General features: G+C 69.3%; 23 protein-coding genes and 1 pseudogene. 11 read left to right on the forward strand and 13 right to left on the reverse strand.

Annotated elements, in window-relative coordinates:
- Positions 1–12 precede the first annotated feature (12 nt).
- Positions 13–570 (reverse strand): annotated as a pseudogene (locus BLP73_RS13415) (DUF4202 domain-containing protein); the annotation flags it as partial.
- 112 nt (positions 571–682) lie between these two features.
- Entirely contained in the window at positions 683–1,720 is a 1,038-nt protein-coding gene (locus BLP73_RS13420) for an NAD(P)/FAD-dependent oxidoreductase (protein ID WP_090745538.1), read from the reverse strand.
- A gap of 28 nt (positions 1,721–1,748) precedes the next feature.
- Here BLP73_RS13420 and mnmC2 point away from each other — a divergent pair, with 28 nt between their 5' ends.
- Positions 1,749–2,417, forward strand: a complete 669-nt coding sequence (mnmC2, locus tag BLP73_RS13425) for a tRNA (5-methylaminomethyl-2-thiouridine)(34)-methyltransferase MnmC2 (RefSeq protein WP_139165968.1) — start codon at positions 1,749–1,751, stop codon at positions 2,415–2,417.
- 81 nt (positions 2,418–2,498) lie between these two features.
- Here mnmC2 and BLP73_RS13430 read toward each other — a convergent pair whose 3' ends face one another.
- Entirely contained in the window at positions 2,499–3,221 is a 723-nt protein-coding gene (locus tag BLP73_RS13430; protein WP_090745541.1) for a rhomboid family intramembrane serine protease, read from the reverse strand.
- Between the two features lie 4 nt (positions 3,222–3,225).
- The gene (locus tag BLP73_RS13435; protein WP_090745544.1) at positions 3,226–3,639 is read right to left on the reverse strand and encodes an META domain-containing protein; all 414 of its coding nucleotides are present in this window, start codon (positions 3,637–3,639) and stop codon (positions 3,226–3,228) included.
- A 126-nt stretch (positions 3,640–3,765) separates the two neighbouring features.
- On the opposite strand from BLP73_RS13435, the gene BLP73_RS13440 reads away from it, so the two are divergent.
- The 3 genes from BLP73_RS13440 (at position 3,766) to BLP73_RS13450 (ending at position 6,914) form a co-directional block, all read left to right on the forward strand.
- Entirely contained in the window at positions 3,766–5,034 is a 1,269-nt protein-coding gene (locus BLP73_RS13440; RefSeq protein WP_090745547.1) for a 4-aminobutyrate--2-oxoglutarate transaminase, read from the forward strand.
- A gap of 183 nt (positions 5,035–5,217) precedes the next feature.
- Positions 5,218–6,147 carry an ABC transporter ATP-binding protein gene (locus BLP73_RS13445; RefSeq protein WP_090745550.1) on the forward strand — a complete coding sequence of 310 codons (930 nt, stop codon included), beginning with the start codon at positions 5,218–5,220 and terminating at the stop codon, positions 6,145–6,147.
- A 5-nt stretch (positions 6,148–6,152) separates the two neighbouring features.
- A complete protein-coding gene (locus tag BLP73_RS13450; protein ID WP_090745839.1) occupies positions 6,153–6,914 on the forward strand; it encodes an ABC transporter permease in 762 nt (253 codons plus the stop codon).
- Here the strand turns inward: BLP73_RS13450 and BLP73_RS13455 are convergent, their stop codons facing one another.
- Entirely contained in the window at positions 6,915–7,370 is a 456-nt protein-coding gene (locus tag BLP73_RS13455) for a hypothetical protein (protein ID WP_090745553.1), read from the reverse strand.
- Between the two features lie 214 nt (positions 7,371–7,584).
- On the opposite strand from BLP73_RS13455, the gene rimO reads away from it, so the two are divergent.
- The 3 genes from rimO to ettA are packed head-to-tail and all read left to right on the forward strand — an operon-like array spanning position 7,585 to position 11,560.
- Complete coding sequence (gene rimO / locus BLP73_RS13460; RefSeq protein ID WP_175453362.1) at positions 7,585–8,952, forward strand: 30S ribosomal protein S12 methylthiotransferase RimO; 1,368 nt, start codon at positions 7,585–7,587, stop codon at positions 8,950–8,952.
- Complete coding sequence (locus BLP73_RS13465) at positions 8,927–9,850, forward strand: sulfotransferase family protein (RefSeq protein WP_090745559.1); 924 nt, start codon at positions 8,927–8,929, stop codon at positions 9,848–9,850. Before rimO ends, BLP73_RS13465 begins: the two co-directional genes overlap by 26 nt.
- Before the next feature lie 54 nt (positions 9,851–9,904).
- Positions 9,905–11,560, forward strand: coding sequence for an energy-dependent translational throttle protein EttA (gene ettA, locus BLP73_RS13470; protein ID WP_090745562.1), 1,656 nt, complete (start codon positions 9,905–9,907; stop codon positions 11,558–11,560).
- Positions 11,561–11,635: 75 nt separating this feature from the next.
- Here the strand turns inward: ettA and BLP73_RS13475 are convergent, their stop codons facing one another.
- The 3 genes from BLP73_RS13475 to BLP73_RS13485 form a co-directional block, all read right to left on the reverse strand.
- Positions 11,636–12,238: an outer membrane protein gene (locus tag BLP73_RS13475; protein WP_090745565.1), complete on the reverse strand. Its 603-nt coding sequence runs from the start codon at positions 12,236–12,238 to the stop codon at positions 11,636–11,638.
- Positions 12,239–12,484: 246 nt separating this feature from the next.
- Complete coding sequence (locus BLP73_RS13480) at positions 12,485–12,667, reverse strand: hypothetical protein (protein ID WP_090745568.1); 183 nt, start codon at positions 12,665–12,667, stop codon at positions 12,485–12,487.
- 80 nt (positions 12,668–12,747) lie between these two features.
- Positions 12,748–13,041, reverse strand: a complete 294-nt coding sequence (locus BLP73_RS13485) for an HNH endonuclease family protein (RefSeq protein WP_090745570.1) — start codon at positions 13,039–13,041, stop codon at positions 12,748–12,750.
- Positions 13,042–13,136: 95 nt separating this feature from the next.
- On the opposite strand from BLP73_RS13485, the gene BLP73_RS13490 reads away from it, so the two are divergent.
- The gene (locus tag BLP73_RS13490; protein WP_090745573.1) at positions 13,137–13,760 is read left to right on the forward strand and encodes a DsbA family protein; all 624 of its coding nucleotides are present in this window, start codon (positions 13,137–13,139) and stop codon (positions 13,758–13,760) included.
- A gap of 6 nt (positions 13,761–13,766) precedes the next feature.
- On the opposite strand, the gene zapE is transcribed toward BLP73_RS13490, so the two are convergent.
- A complete protein-coding gene (gene zapE / locus BLP73_RS13495) occupies positions 13,767–14,900 on the reverse strand; it encodes a cell division protein ZapE (RefSeq protein ID WP_090745575.1) in 1,134 nt (377 codons plus the stop codon).
- 120 nt (positions 14,901–15,020) lie between these two features.
- Here zapE and BLP73_RS13500 point away from each other — a divergent pair, with 120 nt between their 5' ends.
- Complete coding sequence (locus BLP73_RS13500; protein ID WP_090745578.1) at positions 15,021–15,653, forward strand: 5'-methylthioadenosine/S-adenosylhomocysteine nucleosidase; 633 nt, start codon at positions 15,021–15,023, stop codon at positions 15,651–15,653.
- A gap of 76 nt (positions 15,654–15,729) precedes the next feature.
- On the forward strand, positions 15,730–17,532 hold the full coding sequence (locus BLP73_RS13505; RefSeq protein ID WP_090745581.1) for an ABC transporter transmembrane domain-containing protein: 1,803 nt from the start codon (positions 15,730–15,732) through the stop codon (positions 17,530–17,532).
- Between the two features lie 61 nt (positions 17,533–17,593).
- On the opposite strand, the gene BLP73_RS13510 is transcribed toward BLP73_RS13505, so the two are convergent.
- Positions 17,594–18,130, reverse strand: coding sequence for a CAP domain-containing protein (locus BLP73_RS13510; protein WP_245686674.1), 537 nt, complete (start codon positions 18,128–18,130; stop codon positions 17,594–17,596).
- A gap of 209 nt (positions 18,131–18,339) precedes the next feature.
- Between BLP73_RS13510 and BLP73_RS13515 the strand changes: the two genes are divergently transcribed.
- Complete coding sequence (locus BLP73_RS13515) at positions 18,340–20,223, forward strand: acyl-CoA synthetase (protein ID WP_090745588.1); 1,884 nt, start codon at positions 18,340–18,342, stop codon at positions 20,221–20,223.
- A gap of 28 nt (positions 20,224–20,251) precedes the next feature.
- On the opposite strand, the gene BLP73_RS13520 is transcribed toward BLP73_RS13515, so the two are convergent.
- Genes BLP73_RS13520 through accD form a run of 3 tightly spaced genes read right to left on the reverse strand, consistent with a single transcriptional unit; the run spans position 20,252 to position 22,939 of the window.
- Positions 20,252–20,617, reverse strand: coding sequence for a DUF983 domain-containing protein (locus BLP73_RS13520; protein WP_090745591.1), 366 nt, complete (start codon positions 20,615–20,617; stop codon positions 20,252–20,254).
- Positions 20,618–20,675: 58 nt separating this feature from the next.
- Positions 20,676–21,959 carry a bifunctional folylpolyglutamate synthase/dihydrofolate synthase gene (locus BLP73_RS13525; protein ID WP_090745594.1) on the reverse strand — a complete coding sequence of 428 codons (1,284 nt, stop codon included), beginning with the start codon at positions 21,957–21,959 and terminating at the stop codon, positions 20,676–20,678.
- Between the two features lie 59 nt (positions 21,960–22,018).
- The gene (gene accD, locus BLP73_RS13530) at positions 22,019–22,939 is read right to left on the reverse strand and encodes an acetyl-CoA carboxylase, carboxyltransferase subunit beta (RefSeq protein ID WP_090745597.1); all 921 of its coding nucleotides are present in this window, start codon (positions 22,937–22,939) and stop codon (positions 22,019–22,021) included.
- Positions 22,940–22,946: the final 7 nt, after the last annotated feature.

Consider the following 22,946-nt stretch of genomic DNA (forward strand, 5'->3'; position numbering starts at 1 on the left):
CGTGCCCTCGTCGCGGAAATAGGCGGCAAAGGCCTCGGGGATGTCGAACTCGCGCAGCGCCCGGGCGCGGGCCTCGGGGGACATCTTCCGGGCGGTCTTCTCGATGATGCGGGGCAGCTTGTGATCCGGCTGCTTGGGGGCGAAATCGCCGAGGTACCAGCGGATGAAGGTGAAGCAGATGACATCCTCGAGCGCCTGCACCTCGGGGTCGCGCTTGATGCCCTGCTTGGTCAGAAGCTTGCGGGCCTGGGCCTGGTCAGCCTCCGGGTAGCCGGCCTCGGCCATGATTGCGGCGACGCGCTCGGCATGGCGGCGACCTTGTTCCTGGCGCCATTGCAGGTAGCCGGGGCGGCCTTCGGGAAATGCGCTGCGGGGCAGGGTCCAGCGCTCGATATGCTGGCCGCGGCAGGCGATCTGCAGGACGTCCGAGGCATCGGGGAAGAGGCGGCGCTGCTCGTCGGTCATGCGCTGGCCATAGAGCAGTTCCGACGGCTGGCCGTCGTCGAGGTTCGGGTCCTGCGCATTGGCGGCGTCGATGGCGGCGAAGGCTTGATCGAGGGGCGAGGTCATGTGCGTCTCCGGCTTTGGCCCCGAGTGTCGCGCGGGGCGGGAGGCGCCGCAAGAGGGGGCGCTGCCCCCGTCCCTGCGGGACTCCCCCGGGGATATTTTCGCACAGAAGATGTCAGGGAAGGGCGAAGGTCGGCGGCAGATCCGCCTGGCCGGTGAGGACGAGGTCGGCGGCACGGGCGGCGATGAGGGGCGCCATGCCGAAGCCGATCTTGAAGCCGCCGTTGGCAATGATCTGGCCGGGGCGGCCGGGGTGGGGCGCGAGGATCGGGGCGCGCGAGCGGGCGCGGGGGCGGATGCCGGCCCAGATGTCGAGGACCTTCGCTTCGGCGAGCGGGGGGCAGAGGGCGATGGCGCGGGCGAGGAGGGCTTCGGCCTGCTCGTCGGGGTCTTCGTGGGCGTAGGTGTTTTCCGAGGTGGAGCCGATGGCGGTGGTGCCGTCGGCATGGGGCACGATGTGCAGTCCGTCGGCGAAGATCTGGGGGCTGTCGGGGGCGGCGTAATCGAGGAGGAGGGACTGGCCCTTGACGCCCTGTCCGATGGGGCGGCCGAGGTCTTGCGTCAGCGCTTCAAGTCCCGGAGCGCCGGTGGCCCAAATGGCGGCGCCGGTGACGGTGGTGGCGCACTCGCCCAGGGCGATCTGGCCGCCGAGGGCGCAGATGGCGGCGGCGAGGGCGGCGCAGGCGGCGCGCGGGTTGAGGCGCGCGGTCAGGCTGTCGGTCAGCCAGAGGCCGGTGGGGCTGGGCGGGGCCAGCGCGCCTGCGGGGCTGTCGGTGAGCGCCATGGCGAGGCCCGAGGGCCATCGGGTGCGGGCGGCCTCGATGCGCGGGCCGAGGCGGTCGGCCGTTGCGGCGTCGGGGACGGGTTGGATGCGGCCGGTGCGGGCGTAGCCGGTGGGCAGGCCCGACGCAGCCTCGACCTCGGCCCAGAAGGCCGGGGCCATCAGCAGGCTGTCAAGCTGCAGCGCCTTCTTCTCGTTCCAGTTCTCGGGCGCGTGGGGGGCGAGGGCGCCGACATGGCCGCCCGAGGCCCCGGCGGCGACGCGCTTGGCCTCCAGCACCGTCACGCGGGCGCCGCGGCGGGCCAGCGTGAAGGCGCAGGAGAGGCCGAAGATGCCGGCGCCGATCACGGTGACGCTTGGGGGGCTTGTCACGGCGGGCGATCCTATCCTAGCTGCGGCGATGGACGGGATACAGGATCAGGCGGGCGATGGCGAGGTGCCGCTGGACTGGCGCGAGGGCGTGCCGGTCTCGATGCGCTTCGACGATCCCTATTTCAGCCTCGGCGGCGGGCTGGCCGAGACGCGGCATGTGTTTCTGGACGGGAACGACCTGCCGGCGCGGCTGCGGCCGGGCTTTCATGTCGGCGAGCTGGGCTTCGGGACGGGGCTTAACTGCCTTGCGCTGGCGGCGGTGGCGGATGTTCCGGTGCGGATGACCAGCTTCGAGGCCTTCCCCATGAGCCGGGCGCAGCTGGAGCAGGCGCATACGGCCTTCCCGGCGCTGGCGCCCCTGGCCGCGCAGCTGCGGGACGGGTGGGGCGGCGCGCAGATCCGCGTGGGGCAGGTCACGCTGGATCTGGTGCTGGGCGATGTGCGCCGGACGCTGCCGGATTGGGAAGGGCAGGCGGATGCGTGGTTTCTCGACGGCTTCTCGCCGGCGAAGAACCCTGAGATGTGGGGCGACGATCTCATGGCCGCGGTCGGCGCGCACACGGCACCGGGCGGCAGCTTCGCGACCTATACGGCGGCAGGGCATGTGCGGCGGGCACTGGCAGCGGCGGGGTTCGAGGTGCGGCGCCTACCGGGCTTCGGGCACAAGCGGCACATGAGCGTCGGGCGGATGGGCTGAGGTGGGCGCAGGGCGCAGCCCCGGCGCGCGGGCGGCCCCTCGATGGGGCCTGCCGGGCGCGGCACCGCCCCCGGCAAGGTCCTAGCGCCGGACCCGGGGGATGCGGGTGGCCGTGTATTGCGTCTCGGGGTGGGGCGGGTGGCCGTGGGTGCGGGCCCAGAAGGTTGGGCCCCCGAGGCGGGCCAGCAGCGGCAGGGCCAGGATCACGCCCGCCGCGAAGCCGCCCGCATGGGCCCAGTAGGCGACGCCGCCCTGGTCGCTGGCGACGCTGAAGCCGCCGAAGAGCTGTATGGCGAACCAGATCCCCAGCATCACCCAGGCCGGCAGGGTGAAGACCTTGAAGAAGATGATGAAGATCGCCAGCACGTCCACTTTCGCGCGCGGGAACAGCAGAAGGTAGCCGCCCATCACCCCCGCAATCGCGCCCGAGGCGCCGACCATCGGGATGGTCGAGTAGGGGTCGAACCACATCTGCGCCCCGGCCGCCGCCAGCCCGGCCGCGAGGTAGAAGGCCAGGAAGCCGCCATGGCCCATCTGCTCTTCAAGGTTGTCGCCGAAGATCCACAGGAACAGCATGTTCCCGCCCAGATGCAGCAGCCCCGCATGGAGGAACATGTGGCTCACCAGCCCCGTCAGCATCTCGCCGTTCATTATGGCGATCGGGTAGAGGGCGTTGCGCACCCACCATTCCTCGCCCGGGCTGCCGGGCAGGGTCATCAGGTAGATCGTGATGTTCGCCGCGATCAGCGCCCAGGTGACGAAGGGTGTGCCTTCCGACGGGTTGTGATCGCGGATCGGGAACATGCGCCTATTGCGCCCGCACCAGCAGGAGGCGCGTGCGGTTGCCCTCGCGCAGGGCCAGTTGGCCGGGCGCGGTGCCGGGCAGCACCGTGCGCGGACCCTCCAGCGCGGCGAGGAATGCGGTCTCGGCCGCCGTCCGCTCGCGGTCGAGGCAGGCCATGCGGGTGACGCCGGGGGCGCTGATCTCGATGCCGGTCGCGGTCGGCGCGAGGGTGGCGAAGTAGCGGTTGCAGGGCGCCTGCCCCGCGATGCGGCCGGTCTCGGTCACCTCCAGCGTGACGCCCTCGGGGGCGGGGCGGCCGTCGATCTGCGTGACTGTGTAGCTGGCGCCGGGGGCCAGGAACTGGCTGCCGCCGCCGGGCGCGCCGCAGGCAGCCAGAAGGACGAGGGGCAGGGCGGCGAGGGATAGGCGCAGGCGCATCAGTCGAACTCCGGCTTCAGGTCCGCCGACTGTGGCCCGGCGGGCGGGGGGCTGCAAGTCACGCCCGCTTGCGCGGCGCGCGAGGCCGGCGCAATCTGCCGCCGACAGACCCGAGGGGAGGGCGCGATGACCACGATGACCGACCGCAAGAACGCCGCGATCTCGCGCGGCGTCGGCATGACCACGCAGGTCTATGCCGAGCGCGCCGAGAACGCCGAGATCTGGGACAAGGACGGCAACCGCTATATCGACTTCGCCGCCGGCATCGCGGTCGTGAACACAGGCCACCGCCACCCCCGCATCGTCGAGGCCGTGCGCGCCCAGCTGGACCGCTTCACCCATACCTGCCACCAGGTCGTCCCCTACGAGAACTACGTCGCCCTGGCCGAGCGGCTGAACGCGCTGGTGCCGGGCGATTTCCCGAAGAAGACGATCTTCGCCACCACCGGCGCCGAGGCGGTAGAGAATGCGATCAAGATCGCCCGCTACCACACCCGCCGTCCCGGCATCGTCAGCTTCGCGGGCGGCTTTCACGGCCGGACCTTCATGGGCATGGCGTTGACCGGCAAGGTCCAGCCCTACAAGGCCGGTTTCGGGCCGATGATGCCCGATGTCTGGCACCTGCCCTTCCCGAACCCGCTGCACGGCGTCAGCGCCGAGGACGCGATGAAGGCGCTGCAGCAACTCTTCAAGGCCGATCTGGAGCCTGCGCGTGTCGCCGCCGTCATCGTCGAGCCGGTGCAGGGCGAGGGCGGCTTCTACGAAGTGCCGACCGCCTTCATGACCGAGCTGCGCGCGCTTTGCGATCATCACGGGATGCTGCTGATCGCGGACGAGGTTCAGACGGGCTTTGCCCGCACCGGCAAGCTGTTCGCAATGGAGCATCACGGGGTCGAGGCGGATCTGGTGACCATGGCCAAGGGCCTTGGCGGCGGGCTGCCGATCAGTGCGGTCACCGGCCGGGCCGAGGTCATGGACGCGCCGCATCCGGGCGGGCTGGGCGGGACCTATGCCGGCAACCCGCTGGCGGTGGCGGCGGCCCATGCGGTGCTGGACGTCATCGCGGACGAGGGGCTGTGCGAGCGCGCTGTTCGTCTTGGGCAGCGGTTGAAGCAGCGCCTCGCCAGCCTGCGCGATCAGGTGCCGCAGATCGTCGACATCCGCGGCCCGGGCTTCATGAACGCGGTCGAGTTCAACCTGCCCGGCACAGACAGCCCGGCGCCCGACTTCGCCAACCGCGTGCGCGAGGCAGCGCTGGAGCGGGGCCTGATCCTGCTGACCTGCGGCGTGCATGGGAACGTGATCCGCTTCCTCGCCCCGCTGACCATCCAGGATGAGGTTTTCGCCGAGGCGCTGGACAAGCTGGAAGCCGCCCTTCTGGCGGCGCGGTCGTAGCCGGGGGCGCTTCGCCCCCTGCCCGGTGCTATGCACCGGGCGTTCGCCGCTGAAAAAGGTCCACTGGACCTTTTTCGGGCACGGCTCACCCCCAGAGGATATTTCCGCACAGAAGATGAGGCCGCTGGTAATTCGTCGCCGCGCTGCCTACGTGACGCTGCGGTATTGAGAAAAGGGCGCATCATGGCTGCGATCATCGAGATCGACCGGCTTTCAAAGCAGTATGGCAGCGGCACGAAGGCCCTGGACGATGTCAGCCTGACGATCGACGAGGGCGAGATCATCGCGCTGCTGGGGCCGAACGGCGCGGGCAAGACGACGCTCATCTCGGTCATCTGCGGGCTGGTCGTGCCGACCGGCGGCACGGTCCGGGTCGGCGGGCACGACATCCGCCGCGACTGGCGCGCCGCGCGCAAGCTGATCGGGCTGGTCCCGCAGGAGATCGCGCTGCCGCCCTTCGAGTCGGTGATGAATTGCGTGCGCTTCACCCGCGGCCTTTACGGGATGGCGCCGGACGACGCCTATCTGGAGCGGATCCTGCGCGCGCTCGCGCTGTGGGACAAGCGCGACGCCGCCACGCGCGAGCTGTCGGGCGGCATGAAGCGCCGGGTGCTGATCGCCAAGGCGCTTTCGCACCGGCCGAAGGTGCTGTTCCTCGACGAGCCGACGGCGGGCGTCGACGTGGCGCTGCGCCGCGAGATGTGGGAGGTCGTGGGCGATCTGCGCCGCGAGGGCGTGACGATCATCCTGACGACGCATTATCTCGAGGAGGCTGAGGAGATGGCCGACCGCGTCGGCGTCATCAACCGCGGCCAGCTGCTGCTGGTCCGCCCGACGGCGGAGCTGATGGGCGAGTTCGGCCGCAAGACGCTGATCATCGATCTGGACGAGGCGCTGAACGCCGTTCCCGCCAGCCTGATGGGGCGCGGGCTGGAGCTGTCCGCCGACGGCCGCTCGCTGCGCTTCGACTATGACACGCGCGCGGACCGGACCGGGATCGCGCGGCTTCTGGGCGATCTGGCGGGGCAGGGGATCTCGGTGCGCGACGTCTCGACCCGGCAGTCCAGCCTTGAGGAGGTGTTCCTGTCCCTCGTCTCGGAGGAGGCCGCATGACCGGCATCAACTGGCGCGGCGTGGGCGCGATCTTCCACGTGGAGATGATGCGCTTCTTCCGCACGATCTGGCAGTCGCTGGCATCGCCGGTCCTGTCCACCGTCCTCTACTTCGTCGTCTTCGGCGCCGCTATCGGCGGGCGCATCCAGTCGGTCGAGGGCGTGGAATACGGCGCCTTCATCGTGCCGGGCCTGATGATGCTGACGGTGCTTCAGCAGTCGGTCTCGAACGCGAGCTTCGGGATCTACTTCCCAAAGTTCTCGGGCACGATCTACGAATACCTCGTCTCTCCCGTGGGCTGGATCGAGGTGACGCTCGGCTTCGTGGGCGCGGCGGCGGTCAAGGCGATCCTGATCGCGCTGGTGATCCTGCTGACCAGCTTCGCCTTCGTGGGCGTGCACATCCTGCACCCGTTCTGGATGCTGGCCTTCCTGACGCTGTCGGCGCTTGGCTTCAGCCTGCTGGGCTTCATCATCGGCCTCTGGGCCAAGAGCTTCGAGCAGCTTCAGATCGTGCCGATGATGGTGATCATGCCGCTGGTGTTCCTGGGCGGGGCCTTCTACTCGGCTTCGATGCTGCCGCCCTTCTGGGAGGGGGTCGCGAAGCTGAACCCGGTCCTCTACCTCATCTCGGGCGTGCGCTGGTCCTTCTTCGGCCTGGCCGACGTGCCGGTCGGGACCTCGCTGACGGCGGTCGCGCTGATGGTGGTGGTGTGCCTGGGGATCATCCGCTGGATCTTCGCGACCGGCTGGCGGCTGCGCGAATGATCAGCTGAGGCTGGGGCAGAAGCGCGCCTGCGGGTCGAGCCGCGTGTATTCGCGCGCGCTGATCACCTGCATCTCGCGCGAGCGGTTCCAGCCGCCGAACCAGCGCTCGCGGACGCCGCCGCGGTAGAAGCTGCCCATGATCTGGTCGACATAGGGCGCGATGATCTGCGTGCCCTGGATGCGCGGAGCGTGAAAGCCGATCCGGGCCTTGGGCGCGAGGCAGGCGTTCGGCAGCGTCGTCAGGATCGTGCAAGCCGACCGGCAATAGCCGCGGATGCGCACGACGCGCCCCGTGGCCGCCAGCTGCTCGCGCGTCTGGACCATCTGCAGGACATGGCCGCCGCGGTGGTTCCAGACGTCGATGAACTCGCCCTGCTGGTAGATGCCCGAACGCTCTTGGGCATCGGCGGGCGCGGCGAGGGCGGCCAAAAGGGCAAGGGCGAGCAGCGGTTTCATCGAAGCCTTATCCCGCAGCTTCGTGACGGGGGAAAGTCACGTTCCGGCGAACCCTGGGGCGGCCCGCGCGTTGGGGGCGAAACCAATGGAGGCTTTCATGTTCCGACTTCTCAAGCTTTTCGCCATGTTCAAGGTCATCCGCCGGCTGATGGGCCGCCGGTAACTTTCGCGGATCGGGCTTTTCGCGGGGGCGCGAATCGCTTATCTGCGCGCGATGCACCAGAACCCGCCCGACCTGCGCCCCGACCTTGCCCGCGCCCGCGTCCCTGAGACGCGGCGCGAGGGCCAGCCGACCATCGGCATGGTCAGCCTCGGCTGTCCCAAGGCGCTGGTGGACAGCGAGCGCATCCTGACGCGCCTGCGGGCCGAGGGCTACGCGATCAGCGCCGACTACCAAGGCGCCGATGCGGTGATCGTCAACACCTGCGGCTTTCTGGACAGCGCCAAGGCGGAAAGCCTGGACGCCATCGGCGAGGCGCTGCGCGAGAATGGCCGGGTCATCGTGACGGGCTGCCTCGGGGCCGAGCCGGACTATATCACCGGCGCGCATCCCAAGGTGCTGGCGGTGACCGGCCCGCATCAATACGAGCAGGTGCTGGACGCGGTCCATGGCGCCGTGCCGCCGCGGCCCGATCCGTTCATCGACCTGCTGCCGGCTTCAGGCGTCAGCCTGACGCCGCGGCATTACAGCTATCTGAAGATCTCGGAAGGCTGCAATCACAAGTGCAAGTTCTGCATCATCCCGGACATGCGCGGCCGGCTGGTCAGCCGCCCGGCCCATGCGGTCGTGCGCGAGGCCGAGAAGCTGGTCGCCGCAGGGGTCAAGGAGCTGCTGGTCATCAGCCAGGACACCAGCGCCTACGGGCTTGACCTGCGCCATGCCGAGGAGCGCGGCCACCGCGCCCACATCACCGATCTGGCGCGGGACCTGGGCAGTCTCGGAGCCTGGGTGCGGCTGCACTACGTCTATCCCTATCCGCATGTGCGCGACCTGATCCCGCTGATGGCCGACGGCCTTGTGCTGCCTTATCTCGACATTCCGTTCCAGCACGCCCATCCCGAAGTCCTGCGCCGCATGGCCCGGCCCGCAGCGGCTGCGAAGACCCTGGACGAGATCGCCGCCTGGCGCGCCATCTGCCCCGAGATCACCCTGCGGTCGACCTTCATCGTCGGTTATCCCGGCGAGACGGAGGCCGAGTTCCAGACCCTGCTCGACTGGCTGGACGAGGCGCAGCTGGACCGCGTCGGCGCGTTCCAGTACGAGAACGTCAAGGGCGCGCGGGCGAACCTGCTGCCGGATCACGTCCCGGACGAGGTCAAGCAGGACCGCTTCGAGCGCTTCATGCAGAAGGCGCAGGCCATCAGCGAGGCCAAGCTGGCCGCAAAGGTCGGCACCCGGCTCGAGGTCATCGTGGACGAGGTCGACGAAAGCGGCGCCACCTGCCGCACCAAGGCCGATGCGCCCGAGATCGACGGCAACCTCTTCATCGATCAGGGCTTTGACGGGTTGAAGCCCGGCGATATTGTGACCGTGAAGGTTGACGAGGCGGGCGAGTATGATCTCTGGGGACGAACCGACTGACGAGGTGGTGGCCGAAGGCCGCATCCTGACCACCCTGACCGTCAGCCCTGCCTTCGATCCGGACGGGCAGCCGAGAAAGCCCGGCGCGCTCTGCATCGGGGCGCAGAAGGCCGGGACCAGCTGGCTGGCGCAGATGCTGGGCCAGCACGCGCAGGTCTGGATCCCGCCCTTCAAGGAGGTGCAGTATTTCAACCACCTGCACATCCCCGAACACCGCCGCTGGATCGCCTGGCACTACCGCAACAAGCCGCAGGAGATCCGCGACCGGCACGTGAAGCGCGGCGTGCCGATGCAGCCTGAACTGGACGCCTACCTGACCTCGGTCACAGGCGGAAAAATGTTCCACAACCAGTGGTACAAGCGCGTCTTCGCCCCCGCGCCGGCCGATGCGATGCCGATGGACTTCACGCCCGAATATTCCGGCCTGCCCGAGGAGGGCGTCGCGGCGGTCAAGGCCCTCCTGCCCAAGGCCCGCGTCATCTACCTGCTGCGCCACCCGGTCGACCGCGCCATCTCGCAGCTCAGGATGAACCTGCGCCGCGAGAAGCGGGTGCCGAAGACGGTCGAGGACTGGCTGGCCGAGGTCCGCAACCCCGTCCTGGACGAGCGGGGCGATTACGCCACCTACCTGCCGCGCTGGCTCGGCCACTATCCCGACATGCTGGTGATCCCCTTCGGCCGCATCGCCCGCGCGCCGCACGAGGTGATGGACGCGGTCGAGGCGCATCTTGGCATCGGCCCCTGCTTCTATGCCAACCTCACCCAGAAGGTCTTCGCCAATCCCGCCGGGCTGGAGCCGCCGCCCGAAGCGGTGGCGGCGCTGCACGAGCGGCTGGCCCCACAGGTCGAGGCGGTGCGCGCCATCCTGGGGGAAGAATTCGCCGCCGAACTGCGCTGACCTTTCATCGGGACCCGCAATCGCCTAGATAGCGGCAAATTGCAGGAGATTCCCATGGCGTCCTACCAGTTCGTCTACCACATGGACGGCGTGTCCAAGACCTATCCCGGCGGCAAGAAAGTCTTCGAGAACATCCGCCTGAACTTCCTTCCCGGCGTCAAGATCGGCGTCGTCGGCGTCAACGGCGCCGGCAAGTCGACCCTGCTGCGCGTGATGGCGGGCTGGGACAAGGACTTCTCGGGCGAGGCCTGGGCCGCCAAGGGCGCGACCGTCGGCTACCTGCCGCAGGAGCCGCAGCTGGACGAGTCGCTCGACGTGCGCGGCAACGTCATGCTGGGCGTGGCGAAGAAGCAGGCCAAGCTGGATCGCTACAACGAGCTGGCGATGAACTACTCGGACGAGACCGCCGACGAGATGTCCGCGCTTCAGGACCAGATCGACGCCGAGAACCTGTGGGATCTGGACAGCCAGGTCGATGTCGCGATGGAGGCTTTGCGCTGCCCGCCGGACGACGCCGATGTCAGCACCCTCTCGGGCGGCGAGCGGCGCCGGGTTGCCCTCTGCAAGCTGCTGCTGGAAGCGCCCGACATGCTGCTGCTGGACGAGCCGACCAACCACCTGGACGCGGAAACCATCGCCTGGCTGCAAAAGCACCTGATCGAATACAAGGGCACGATCCTGACCGTGACCCACGACCGCTACTTCCTCGACGACATCACCAGCTGGATCCTGGAGCTGGAGCGAGGCCGCGGCCTGCCGCACGAGGGGAACTACTCCTCGTGGCTGGAGGCCAAGGCCAAGCGCGTCGCGCAGGAGGCGCGCGAGGAGAAGTCCAAGCAGAAGGTCATGGAGAAGGAACTCGAATGGATCCGCGCCGGCGCGAAGGCCCGGCAGGCCAAGCAGAAGGCCCGGATCAACGCCTATAACGAGATGGCGAACAAGACCGAGAAGGAACGGATCGCCAACGCCCAGATCATCATCCCGAACGGCGAGCGCCTCGGCGGCAAGGTGATCGAGGTCACCGGCCTGAAAAAGGCGATGGGCGACAAGCTGCTGATCGAGAACCTCGACTTCACCCTGCCGCCGGGCGGCATCGTCGGCGTCATCGGCCCCAACGGCGCCGGCAAGTCGACCCTGTTCCGCATGCTGACCGGGGACGAGCAGCCCGACGAGGGCACGATTACCTTGGGCGACACGGTGCAGCTGTCCTTCGTCGACCAGTCCCGCGACGCGCTGGACGCCAATGCGACCGTTTGGGAAGAGATCACCGGCGGCGCCGAACTGATCCAGCTGGGCGACGCGACAATGAACAGCCGCGCCTATTGCAGCGCCTTCAACTTCAAGGGCAGCGACCAGCAGAAGAAGGTCGGCCAGCTCTCGGGCGGCGAGCGCAACCGCGTCCACATGGCGAAACTGCTGAAATCCGGCGGCAACGTCCTGCTGCTCGACGAGCCGACCAACGACCTGGACGTGGAAACGCTGCAGGCGCTGGAAGCCGCGCTGGACGATTTTGCCGGCTGCGCGGTCATCATCAGCCACGACCGCTTCTTCCTCGACCGGCTCTGCACCCACATCCTCGCCTTCGAGGGGGATGCGCATGTCGAGTGGTTTGAGGGCAACTTCGAGGCCTACGAGGAGGACAAGATCCGCCGCCTCGGGCCGGATTCGGTCAACCCGAAACGCGTGAAGTACAAGAAGTTCACCCGCTGAGGTCGGTCACCCCGGTTTGGTCATGAAAAAGGCGGCTCCGCGAGGAGCCGCCTTTCCCTTGCGATCAAGCCGATCTCAGAAGCGGAACGAGGCGCGCAGTTGCACCATGTCGCCATCGACGTCCAGACCGTCGATGTCAGCGACGTCCCTGAAGTTCTGGCGGGTGTATTCCGCGCCCACGACGATCTGCTCGGTCACCTTGAAGTCGGCGCCGATGCCGTAGGTGACGCCGGTCTCGGACAGGTCCAGCCCGCCGCCGAGGTCGGCCGAAACGCGCGCGGCGCCCAGGGTGACGTAGGGCATGAAGCGGCCGGCGTCATAGCCAGCGCGGCCGCGCAGGCGCCACAGATCGCCCTTGTCAGCGACAGTGTCGATGTCGAGGCGGTTATAGTCCAGTTCGCCGCCCAGGACGAAGCGGCCGAAGTCGTGGTTGTAGCCGGCATGCAGACCGTAAGCGTCGAGGTCGCTGCTGACGTCGTCGAAACCTTCCTCCGTCTGATCGCCCGAGCCCTGACCATACTGCAGACCAGCGTAGAAGCCGGTCCAGTCGGAGGCGGGCGCGATCACCGGGGCGACGACCGGAGCGGGCTCGACCGGGGTGACCGGGGCGACGTAGCCGCCGGCATGAGCGGCACCGGTGGCCAGAAGGGCGACGGCGGCAACGGGAACGAATTTCATCTGTTTTCTCCAATCAGGTTGGTCCGGCTGACCTAGAAGCCGGAAGCGCCTGAGTGAAGGAGACGAGCACGCGCGCCTAACCAGGCCGTGGCAAGCCGGCAACCACGCAGCTGTGAACCCTCGTGATGGCGGGGGGTGCAAACTCTGCATAGTCTGCACCTTCCTGCGCCGTGCTGATCACGGCGCCTGTGCGGCAGGATCAACCGCCGGAAACTGCGGCCTTTTCTCGGCTGAAATCAGCCGATGTCAGGACATCACCTGACGTGCCTTGCCGCAACCAGAGCGGGTCGTCGCCGGCTCGGGCTTGGTGGTCATCTCGCTGCCGGTTTCCGGCGCGGGGATGATGACCGGGCCGGTGCTGCTTTGCGCGAAGGCCGCAGGGGCAGCGAGGAAGGCGGCCAGGGCGGCCGGAAGCATCAGGCGGGACATGGGGTCTCCTTTCTGTTCGCCTCTCGATGATGCAGCCGAATCGGTGATCATCCTATGCGCGATTGGTCTGAAGCGACGTTTCAGCGCACCCGACCGGTGAATCCGGGGGGGCGGCGGGCGACCCATGCCCAGAAACGCGCCAGTTCGGGATGGGCGCGCAAGGCCTCGACCGTGTTGTATTCGCGCGCAAGTTCGCCCTCGCGCAGGGTCTTGTGAATGGTCTTGTGGCAGATGTGGTGCACGAGCACCGTCTCCCCATGCTTGCCGCCCTTCAGCTTCGGGATCAGGTGATGGCGGCTCTGCGGCACGCCGGGCGGGATCGGGCGCAGGCAGAGCGGGCAGACGGGATCGCCGGCCGGCGCCTCTGACGCCATCGTGAGGGCCCGTTCATCCCGTCGCGCTTTCCTCATCCGCCCCCGCCACGTTACCCAACGACCATACCAGCCCGATCTTCCCGAAAGGACAAGCCATGCCCGACCGCCGCAGCCTGCTTCTCGCCGCCGGCGCCTCGCTGCTGGCCGCACCGGCCCTGGCCCAGACCCCCCGGTCGAACCCGATGCCCGAGGAGCTGCGCGCCGCGCTGGAGCGCGATCCGACCGCGCCCGTCCTCGGCAATCCGCAGGGCAACATCACCCTCACCGAGTTCTTTGACTACAATTGCCCGCATTGCCGCACGATGATGCCCCTCATCCAGCGCATCGTCGGCGAGGACCCGCAGCTGCGGGTGGTGCTGCGCGAATGGCCGATCTTCGGGGCGGGTTCGGAACACGCGGCGCGCGCCTCGCTGGCCTCGCTGTCGCAGGGGCGCTACTGGCAGCTTCACGCGGCCCTGCTGCGCCAGCGCGGCCGCGTCGACCAGGCCAGCGTGACGCGGGCGGTGCAGGCGGCGGGGCTGGACGCCGCGCGGCTGGCCGAGGACATGGAGTCCGACCGCGTCGAGCGGCACATCACCACCAGCCACCTGCTAGCCGACCACATGGGCCTTTCCGGCACGCCGACCTTCATCTGCGGGGACGAGGCCGCCTTCGGCGCGATGTCCCTGCCCGAGCTTCAGGCGCTGGTCGCGCGGGGGCGGCAGACGCTCGGCGTCTAGCGCCACCTAGGGCCGCTGGCCCCAGGACGCGTCCTGCATCTCGCGCAGGCGGCTCGCGGTGCGCTCGAACTCGAAGCTGCCCTCGCCCTCGGAATAGAGCTGTTCGGGCTGGTCGGCGGCGCTGGCGATCAGGCGCACCTTCGCCTCGTAGAGCGCGTCGATCAGCGTGACGAAGCGCTTGGCCTCGTTGTAGTTCCCGGCCGAAAGGCGCGGCACCCCCTCGAGCAGCAGCACGTCCACCGCCTGCGCCACCGCGAGGTAGTCCGCCGGCCCGAGCGGGCGGCCGCAGAGGTCCCAGAACCCGGCGCGCGCCACGCGCCCGGCGCAGGCCGGCAGCTCGACCTGGCGGCCCTTCACCTCGAGCCGGCAGGGCGCGGGGGCGGCATCCCCGGTCAGGGCAGTCCACTCGGCGTTCAGCGCAGCGCGGGCGGCGGCATCGGCGGGGGTGAACCAGACCTGCCCGCCGCCCGTGCGGTTCTGGCGATAGTCGGTGCGGCTGTCGAGGCAGACGACCTCCATCCGCTGGCGGATCAGGGCGATGAAGGGCAGGAACAGCTGGCGGTTCAGGCCGTGCTTGTACAGCTCCTCGGGCTCCCGGTTCGAGGTGGTGACGACCACGACGCCCTGATCGAACAGCACCTGGAACAGCCGGCCGACGATCATCGCATCGGCAATGTCGGTGATCTGCATCTCGTCGAAGCACAAAAGCCGGACCTGCCGCGCCACCTCCATCGCGACGGGGCGCACGGTGTCCTGGTCGCCCCGCTTGCGCGCGGCCTCCAGCCCGGCCTGGATCTCCTGCATGAAGGCGTGGAAATGGACGCGGCGGCAGGGGATGCCCGCCTCGGCGGCCATCTCGGCCATCAGGTCCATCAGCATCGACTTGCCCCGCCCGACCCCGCCCCAGAGATAGAGGCCAAGCGGCCCCGGCGCCGGCGCGGGCTCGGGGTTGCCGACGCCCAGGAAGGCGCGCCAGGCCGATTTCGGACGCGCCGCGGCCGGGGCAGGGGCGCTCCGCATCTGCGCCAGCACCCGGTCCAGATGGGGCAGCACGGCCTCCTGCGCCGGATCGCGCCGCAGCTTGCCTTGGGCGACGCGCGCGCCATAGGTCCGGGTGATCGTGCCGCCGGTGTCGTTCATGCTGCCGCGCCCTCGCTTCTGCCGGGCAGAGGTGCCACAGGCGGCGCGCGGCTCGCAAGGGGCATTGACCCGCGCGCCCGGCCCGTGCGACCCCGGCACGAAGCCACAGCGCAGGTGCAGATGACCCCGCCCGTCCCCGACATGATCGCCGGCATTCCCATCCTCTTCGTGATGGCGGCCGAGGCCGAATACGGCCCCGCCCTGCGCGCCCGGATCACGCCGCTGATGACCGGCGTCGGCCCGATCGAGGCCGCGGTGCAGCTGACCGCCGCGCTGGCCGCGATGGCGGAGCTGCCGCGGCTGGTCGTCTCGCTCGGCTCGGCGGGATCGGCGCGGCTGTCGCAGGCGCAGGTCTACCAGGCCGGCAGCGTCGCCTGGCGCGACATCGACGCCTCGCCCCTGGGCTTTCCCCGCGGAGTGACGCCCTTCCTCGACCTGCCGCCCGTGCTGGAGCTGCCGCACCGCATCCCGGGCCTGCCGGTCACCAGCCTTTCAACCGGCGCCAACATCGTCAGCGGCACGGCCTATGACGCCATCGCCGAGGACATGGTGGACATGGAGACCTTCGCCCATCTGCGGGCGGCGCAGGCGTTCGGGCTGCCGCTGGTCGGGCTGCGCGGCATCTCGGACGGCACGGCCGAGCTGACCGGGCTGCTGGACTGGACGCAGTACCTGCACGTGATCGACGCCCGCCTTGCCGAGGCGGTGGCGGCGCTGGAGGCCGCGCTGGCCTCGGGCGAGCTGCGGCTTTAGCGCCGCCCCCTGCCGGGCGCGCTTGTTCTGCCCGCGCCCGGGGCATAAACCGGGGCCGGGCAGCGAAAGGCAAGTCATGGCACGCGGCGCGAGCAACCTGAAAGACCGTCCCGTCAGCAAGCGGGTGGGCGCGCTCTCGGCGCTGTGGCCCTTCGTGCGGCCCTACCGGTCGCAGGTGGCGCTGGCGATGGTGGCGCTGGCGCTGACCTCGATGATCAGCCTGATCCTGCCGCTTGCGGTGCGCCGCGTGGTGGACAATTTCGACGACGGCGCGGGGCTTCTGGACGAGTATTTCGGCGCCGCGCTGCTGATCGTGGCGCTGCTGGCGCTCGGCACCGCCGCCCGCTACTTCTTCGTCACCCGCCTCGGCGAGCGGGTCGTGGCCGACATCCGCAAGGCGGTCTTCGCCCGCGTCATCACCCTGTCGCCCGGCTTCTTCGAGCGGGTCATGACCGGCGAGATCCTCTCGCGCATCACCACCGACACGACGCTGATCCAGTCGGTCGTCGGATCGTCCCTGTCCATCGCGCTCCGCAACATGCTGATCCTCGGAGGCGGGCTGGCCATGCTGGCGCTGACCTCGCTGAAGCTGATGGGCCTCGTGCTGCTGATCGTGCCGGCGATCCTGATCCCGATCATCCTGCTGGGCCGGCGCCTGCGCGGCCTGTCGCGCCAGAACCAGGACTGGATCGCGGCCTCGTCCGGCGCCGCCTCCGAGGCGCTGCTCGCCGCGCAGACCGTGCAGGCCTACACCCACGAGGGGCGCAGCATCGCCCGCTTCGACGACGTGACCGAGTCCTCCTACCGCGTCGCGCTGACGCGGATCGGCACGCGCGCGGTGATGACCGCCATCGTGATCTTCCTGATCTTCGCCGGGGTGATCGGCGTCCTCTGGATCGGCGCGCGGGACGTGCGCGAGGGGGTTATGACCGCGGGCGAGTTGGTGCAGTTCGTGATCTACGCGGTGCTCGTTGCCAGCGCCTCGGGCGCCCTGTCCGAGATCTGGGGCGAGCTGCAGCGCGCCGCCGGCGCGACCGAGCGGCTGGCCGAGCTGCTCTCGGCCGAGGATGCGCTGACCGACCCGCCCGCGCCCCTGCCGCTGCCGCAGCCCCTGCGAGGCGAGATCGCGCTGGAGGGGGTGGGTTTCCGCTTTCCGACCCGTCCCGATGCCCGCGCGCTGGAAGGCGTCGACCTGCGCATCCGCCCCGGCGAGACGGTGGCGCTGGTCGGCCCTTCGGGCGCGGGCAAAACGACGGTCATCCAGCTGATCCAACGATTCTGGGACCCGCAGGAGGGCCGGGTGACGCTGGACGGGGTCGATCTGCGCGACATGGCCCGCGCCGAGTTCCGCCGCCGGATTGCGCTGGTGCCGCAGGACCCGGTCATCTTCGCCGCCTCGGCGCGCGAGAACATCCGCCTCGGCCGCCCCGACGCGCCCGAGGCCGAGGTCGAGGTTGCCGCCCGCGCCGCCCATGCCCATGACTTCATCGCCGCGCTGCCGCAGGGCTACGACACTGCGCTTGGTGAACGGGGGGTGATGCTATCAGGCGGCCAGCGCCAGCGCATCGCCATCGCCCGCGCCATCCTGCGCGACGCGCCGATCCTGCTGCTGGACGAGGCGACCAGCGCGCTCGACGCCGAATCCGAGGCGCTGGTGCAGGCGGCCGTGGCACGGCTGGCGCAGGGGCGCACGACGGTCGTTGTCGCGCACCGGCTGGCGACCGTGAAGAAGGCCGACCGCATCGTGGTCTTCGACCAGGGCCGTATCGTGGCCGAGGGTACGCATGACGCGCTGGTGGCCGAAGGTGGGCTCTACGCCCGGCTGGCCCGGATGCAATTCACCGACGGGGCGCGCGAGGCCGCGGTCAGCGCGGCCTGACGCATCCCGCTGCGGCGCCCTTCGCGCCCTCAGGCGGGCGCGGTGGAGGTGCGGGCGCCGTCTATTTCGGCGCGGCGTAGATGGCCGTCCAGTACCGCGTCCGGCCATCTTCGGCGATCGCTTGACCGATCCCGAACTCGCTGACCTGCGGCAGCAGGATGTTCTTCAGATGGCCTTGGGACCCCGTCCATTCGCCCAGCACGCGGGTCTGGCTGAAGGGCCCGGCGGCGATGTTCTCGGCGGTGATCCGCGGCTGGTAGCCGGCGGCACGCACCCGCGCGGCCGGCCCCGTCGTCGTGCTGCCGATATGGGTCATGCGCCCCCGCTGCGCCATGTCGCAGGCATGGCGCGCCGCGACCAGCGCAAGCCGGGGGCTGGGCTGGACCGGCGGCAGGCCCGCCTGGCGCCGCGCCTGGTTCGTCGCCGCGGCGCCGACCGAATTTTCCTGTGCGGTGGTGGTGGGGCAGGTGGCGGTCCCCGCGGTGCCGACCTGCACGGCATAGGGATCCTCGGCCCCGCTCGTGGCCGGCGGCGTTCCGCAGGCGGCCAGCAGCAGCGCCGACGACAGCATCAAAAGGGCAGGGACGAGCTTGTTCATCCTGAGGTCTCCCGAGCGGTACGACAGCTATATCGGCACAACCATAAGGAGAACAACTGTTCCGATGCATAGAATCCGAGGAAATGCCCGATGACGCCGCGTTCCGGGTGCCTGCCTGCGAGTCAAGTCTTGCCCCGTTTTCGCGCCATGGCGCATGCTGCGGCCGAGGGGACGCATGACACGCGACGTGCAGGGGAGGAGAGAACACAATGGGAAAGTTCAGCAATTACGCGGACCGCGACAGGGTCGAGGCCGAGGCCGCCTATGAGCAGCGCGACCTGCCGGTCACCATCTACGACTTCCTGTCGCGCACGGCCGAGCGCTTTCCCGACCGGCCCGCGATCTCGTTCCAGCTTCTGTCGGGGCCGCGCGATCCGGCGACGACCCTGACCTGGTCCGAGCTGCGCCAGCGCGTGACCGAGACGGCGAACCTGTTCCGCAGCCTCGGCGTCGGGCCGACCGACACGGTCGCCTATCTTCTGCCGAACAGCATCGAGACGCCCGTGATCCTGCTGGCGGGCGCGACGGCGGGGATCGTCAACCCCATCAACCCGCTGCTGGACGCGACGCAGATCGCCGGCATCCTGCGCGAGACGAATGCCAAGGTGCTGGTCACGCTGCGCGCCTTCCCCAAGACGGACGTGGCGCAGAAGGCGGCCGAGGCCGTGGCGCAGGCGCCGAGCGTCACCCATGTGGTCGAGATCGACCTGAACCGCCACCTGCGCGGCCTCAAGCGCTTCATCGTGCCGCTGATCCGGCCCAAGGTGAAGGCGGCGCACAAGGCCAAGGTCCTGGCCTTCGAGGCGGCGGCAAGCGGCTGCAACCATGTCGGGCTGGACTTCGACGATCCCAAGCGCGACCGCGTCGCCGCCTATTTCCACACCGGCGGCACCACGGGAACGCCGAAGGTCGCGCAGCACAAGTATTCGGGGATGATCTACAACGGCTGGCTCGGCGGCACGCTGCTTTTCGACGAGACGGACGTGCTGATGTGCCCGCTGCCGATGTTCCACGTCTTCGCGGCCTATCCGGTGCTGATGTCCTGCATCGCCTCGGGCGCGCATGTGGTCATGCCGACGCCGGCGGGCTACCGCGGCGACGGAGTCTTCGACAATTTCTGGAAGCTGATCGAGCGCTGGCAGGCGACCTTCCTCATCACCGTGCCGACGGCCATCGCCGCGCTGATGCAGCGGCCGGTGAACGCCGATGTCAGCAGCCTCAAGACCGCGATCTCGGGATCGGCCCCGCTGCCGATCGAGCTGTACAACCGCTTCAAGGCCGCGACTGGCGTCGAGATCGCCGAGGGCTACGGGCTGACCGAGGCGACCTGCCTCGTCAGCTGCAACCCGGTGGACGGGCTGAAGAAGGTCGGCTCGGTCGGCATTCCGCTGCCGCACACGCATGTCCGTATCCTCAACCACTCGGACAATGGGCAGGTGCATGAATGCGCGGTTGACGAGGTGGGCGAGATCTGCGTCGCCAATCCCGGCGTCTTCCCCGGCTCGACTTATACCGAGGCGGACAAGAACCATAAGCTCTTCGCCGAGGACCGTTATCTGCGGACGGGCGATCTGGGGCGGATCGACGCGGACGGCTATCTGTGGATCACCGGGCGCGCCAAGGACCTGATCATCCGGGGCGGGCACAACATCGACCCGGCCGAGATCGAGGAGGGGCTGCTGTCCCACCCCGCCGTCGCCTTCGTCGGCGCCATCGGCCAGCCCGACAGCTTCGCCGGAGAGCTGCCCTGCGCCTATGTCGAGCTTATCGGCGGGGCCGAGGTCTCGGTGCGCGAGCTGACCGAACATGCGAAGACCCATATCCACGAGCGCGCGGCCATCCCCAAGCATATCGAGATCCTGCCCGAGCTGCCGAAGACCGCCGTCGGCAAGATCTTCAAGCCGGACCTTCGCAAGCTGGCGATCACCCGCGTCTACAACGAGGCGCTGGAGGGGACGGGCGCCACGGTGGGCGCGGTGCGCGAGGACAAGAAGCGCGGACTGGTCGCCTATCTTACCCGAGGGCCGGGCACGGACGAGGCCGAGGTGAGATCGCGCCTCGGGCAGTTCACCTGCCCTTGGGACTGGCAGTAGGACTGGCAGCAGGGCTTGGGGCCGCGGGTCAGGACCCGCGGTCCTGCTCGTTCTGGGCCCAGAGCCAGCCGATGAAGGCGCCCTTGATGAGGCGCAGCAGGATCAGCGTCAGCACGGTCATGATGACGCTGGTCACGATCAGCAGCATCGCGGGCGACAGGCGCCAGATGCCCCAGATGAAGCCGATCACCGGGATCAGCAGCAGAAGCATTGCCGTCATGGTGAAGAAGGCCGGACCGTCGGCGGCCGGGTAGCGGCCGAGCGGGGCGCCGCAATGTTCGCACTCCGCGGTCAGGGTCAGGTAGCCCTCAAGCAGCTTTCCCTCGCCGCAATTGGGGCAGCGATTGGCAAGCCCGCGCAGGACGGCGGTGCGGCTGTCGCGTTCTTCGGTCATCGGCTCCTCCGGTGCGGCCGCAAGGTCAACCGCCCGGCCGCGTGATGGTTGCGCCGCGTCAGCCGTTCTCGCGCAGGATGCGGCCTGCAAGATACAGTGAGCCGCAGATCAGAATGCGGGCGGCGGGATCCTCGGCCGTGATCCGGGCAATCGCTTCGGCCGCATCCGGGGCGGTGCGGGCGGTCATCCCGACCGTGGCGGCGGCGGCGCGTGTGTCCTCGGCCGGCAGGGTGTTCGGCTCGCCGGGGATGTCGATGGCGGTCAGGCTGGCGGCATAAGCGGCCAGCGGGCGCAGGTAGCCGGCGATGTCCTTGGTGTTCAGCATCCCGCAGACCAGATGCGTCGGGCGCGGCGGCATGGCCGACAGCGTCGCCGCCAGCGCCTCGCCCCCGGCCGGGTTGTGTCCACCGTCGAGCCACAGCTCGGCCGTGCCGGCCAGATCGACCAGCGGGCCGCGCTTCAGGCGCTGCATCCGGGCGGGCCATTCGGCGCGGGTGACGGCAGCGATGGCCTGCGCCTCGGTGGCTCCGAGGGCGCGAAGGGCGGCCAGCGCGGTGCCGGCGTTCTGGATCTGGTGCGGGCCGGCGAGGTTTGGCAGCGGCAGGTCCCAGAGGCCATGGTCGTCCTGATAGACCATGCCGCCCCGGTCGGGCTGGATCATCCAGTGCTGGCCATGGGCGATGATGGGGGCGGTCAGGCCCTGCGCCCGGGCCTCGATCACGCGCAGCGCCTCGTCCTGTTGCGGGCCGACGATGACGGGGACGCGGGGCTTGATGATCCCGGCCTTTTCGGCGGCGATGAGCGGCAGCGTCTCGCCCAGATACTGCGTGTGGTCGATGCTGACGGGGGTAATGACGGTCAGATGCGGCTGGTCGATCACGTTGGTGGCATCCAGCCGGCCGCCGAGCCCGACCTCGAGCAGCGTGTAGTCCGCCGGCACGCGCGAGAAGGCGAGGAAGGCGGCGGCGGTCGTGATCTCGAAGAAGGTGATCGGGGCGCCGTCATTGGCGGCCTCGCATTCCTCGAGCGTGTCCGCCAGCATCTTCTCGGAGATGAGGTTGCCGGCGACGCGGATGCGCTCGTGGAACTGGGCGAGATGCGGCGAGGTATAGGCGTGCACGCGCGCACCGCCGTCCTCGAGCCCGGCGCGGATCATGGCCTGGGTGCTGCCCTTGCCGTTGGTGCCGGCGATGTGGATGACCGGCGGGATGCGGCGCTCGGGGTGGCCGAGCGCTTCCAGGATGCGGTGCATCCGGTCCAGCGACAGGTCGATGACCTTGGGGTGCAGGCCGAGGAGGCGGGACAGGATCTGGTCGGACGGGCTGGGATCGGTATGGCTCATGCGTCACAAAGCCGGGGGCCAGCCCCCGGACCCCCGGGATATTTCTGCACAGAAGATGGTCAGCCGGCGGTGGCCGGTTCGGGTGCGGGCGCCGCCGGCGCGGGTGCGGGCAAATCGCCGCGGGTCGGGGCCGGCATGTGGCCGAGCATGCGCAGGATCGAGACCAGCTCGTCCCGCAGCTGCTTCCTGTGCGTGACGCGGTCGAGCATGCCGTGTTCGAGCAGGTATTCAGCGCGCTGGAAGCCCTCGGGCAGTTTCTCGCGGATGGTCTGCTCGATGACGCGGGGGCCGGCGAAGCAGATGAGGGCGTTCGGCTCGGCGATCTGGATGTCGCCCAGCATGGCGTAGCTGGCGGTGACCCCGCCCGTGGTCGGGTGGGTCAGGACCACGATATAGGGGATGCGCGCTTCCTTCAGCATCTCGACCGCGACGGTGGTGCGGGGCATCTGCATGAGCGACAGGATGCCTTCCTGCATGCGGGCACCGCCGGCGGCGGAGAAGAGGACGAGGGGCTTGCCGGTCTCGATCGCGCGTTCAGCGGCCGCGATGATCGCGTTGCCGACATACATGCCCATCGAGCCGCCCATGAAGCTGAAGTCCTGGCCGACGGCGATGACGGGGGTGCGGCCGATCTCGCCCTCGGCGACCAGCATCGCCTCCTTCTCGCCGGTGGCCTTCTGTGCGGCCTTCATGCGGTCGGGGTAGCGCTTCTGGTCGCGGAACTGCAGCGGATCGGCGATGGGCTCGGGGACCTTCACCTCGACGAAGGCGCCGGCGTCGAACAGCGCGGAGAAGCGGTCGCGCGGGGTGATCGCCATGTGGTGGTCGCAATTCGTGCAGACGTTCAGGTTGTCCGACAGTTCGCGGTGAAACAGCATGGTCCCGCATTCGGGGCATTTCGTCCACAGGTTCTCGGGCACCTCGCGGCGCGAGAACAGCGAGTTGATGCGCGGGCGGACGTAATTGGTGATCCAGTTCATCGCGGGC

This window comes from Paracoccus tibetensis (genome assembly GCF_900102505.1).
In the GTDB taxonomy this organism is placed as follows: Bacteria; Pseudomonadota; Alphaproteobacteria; order Rhodobacterales; family Rhodobacteraceae; genus Paracoccus; species Paracoccus tibetensis.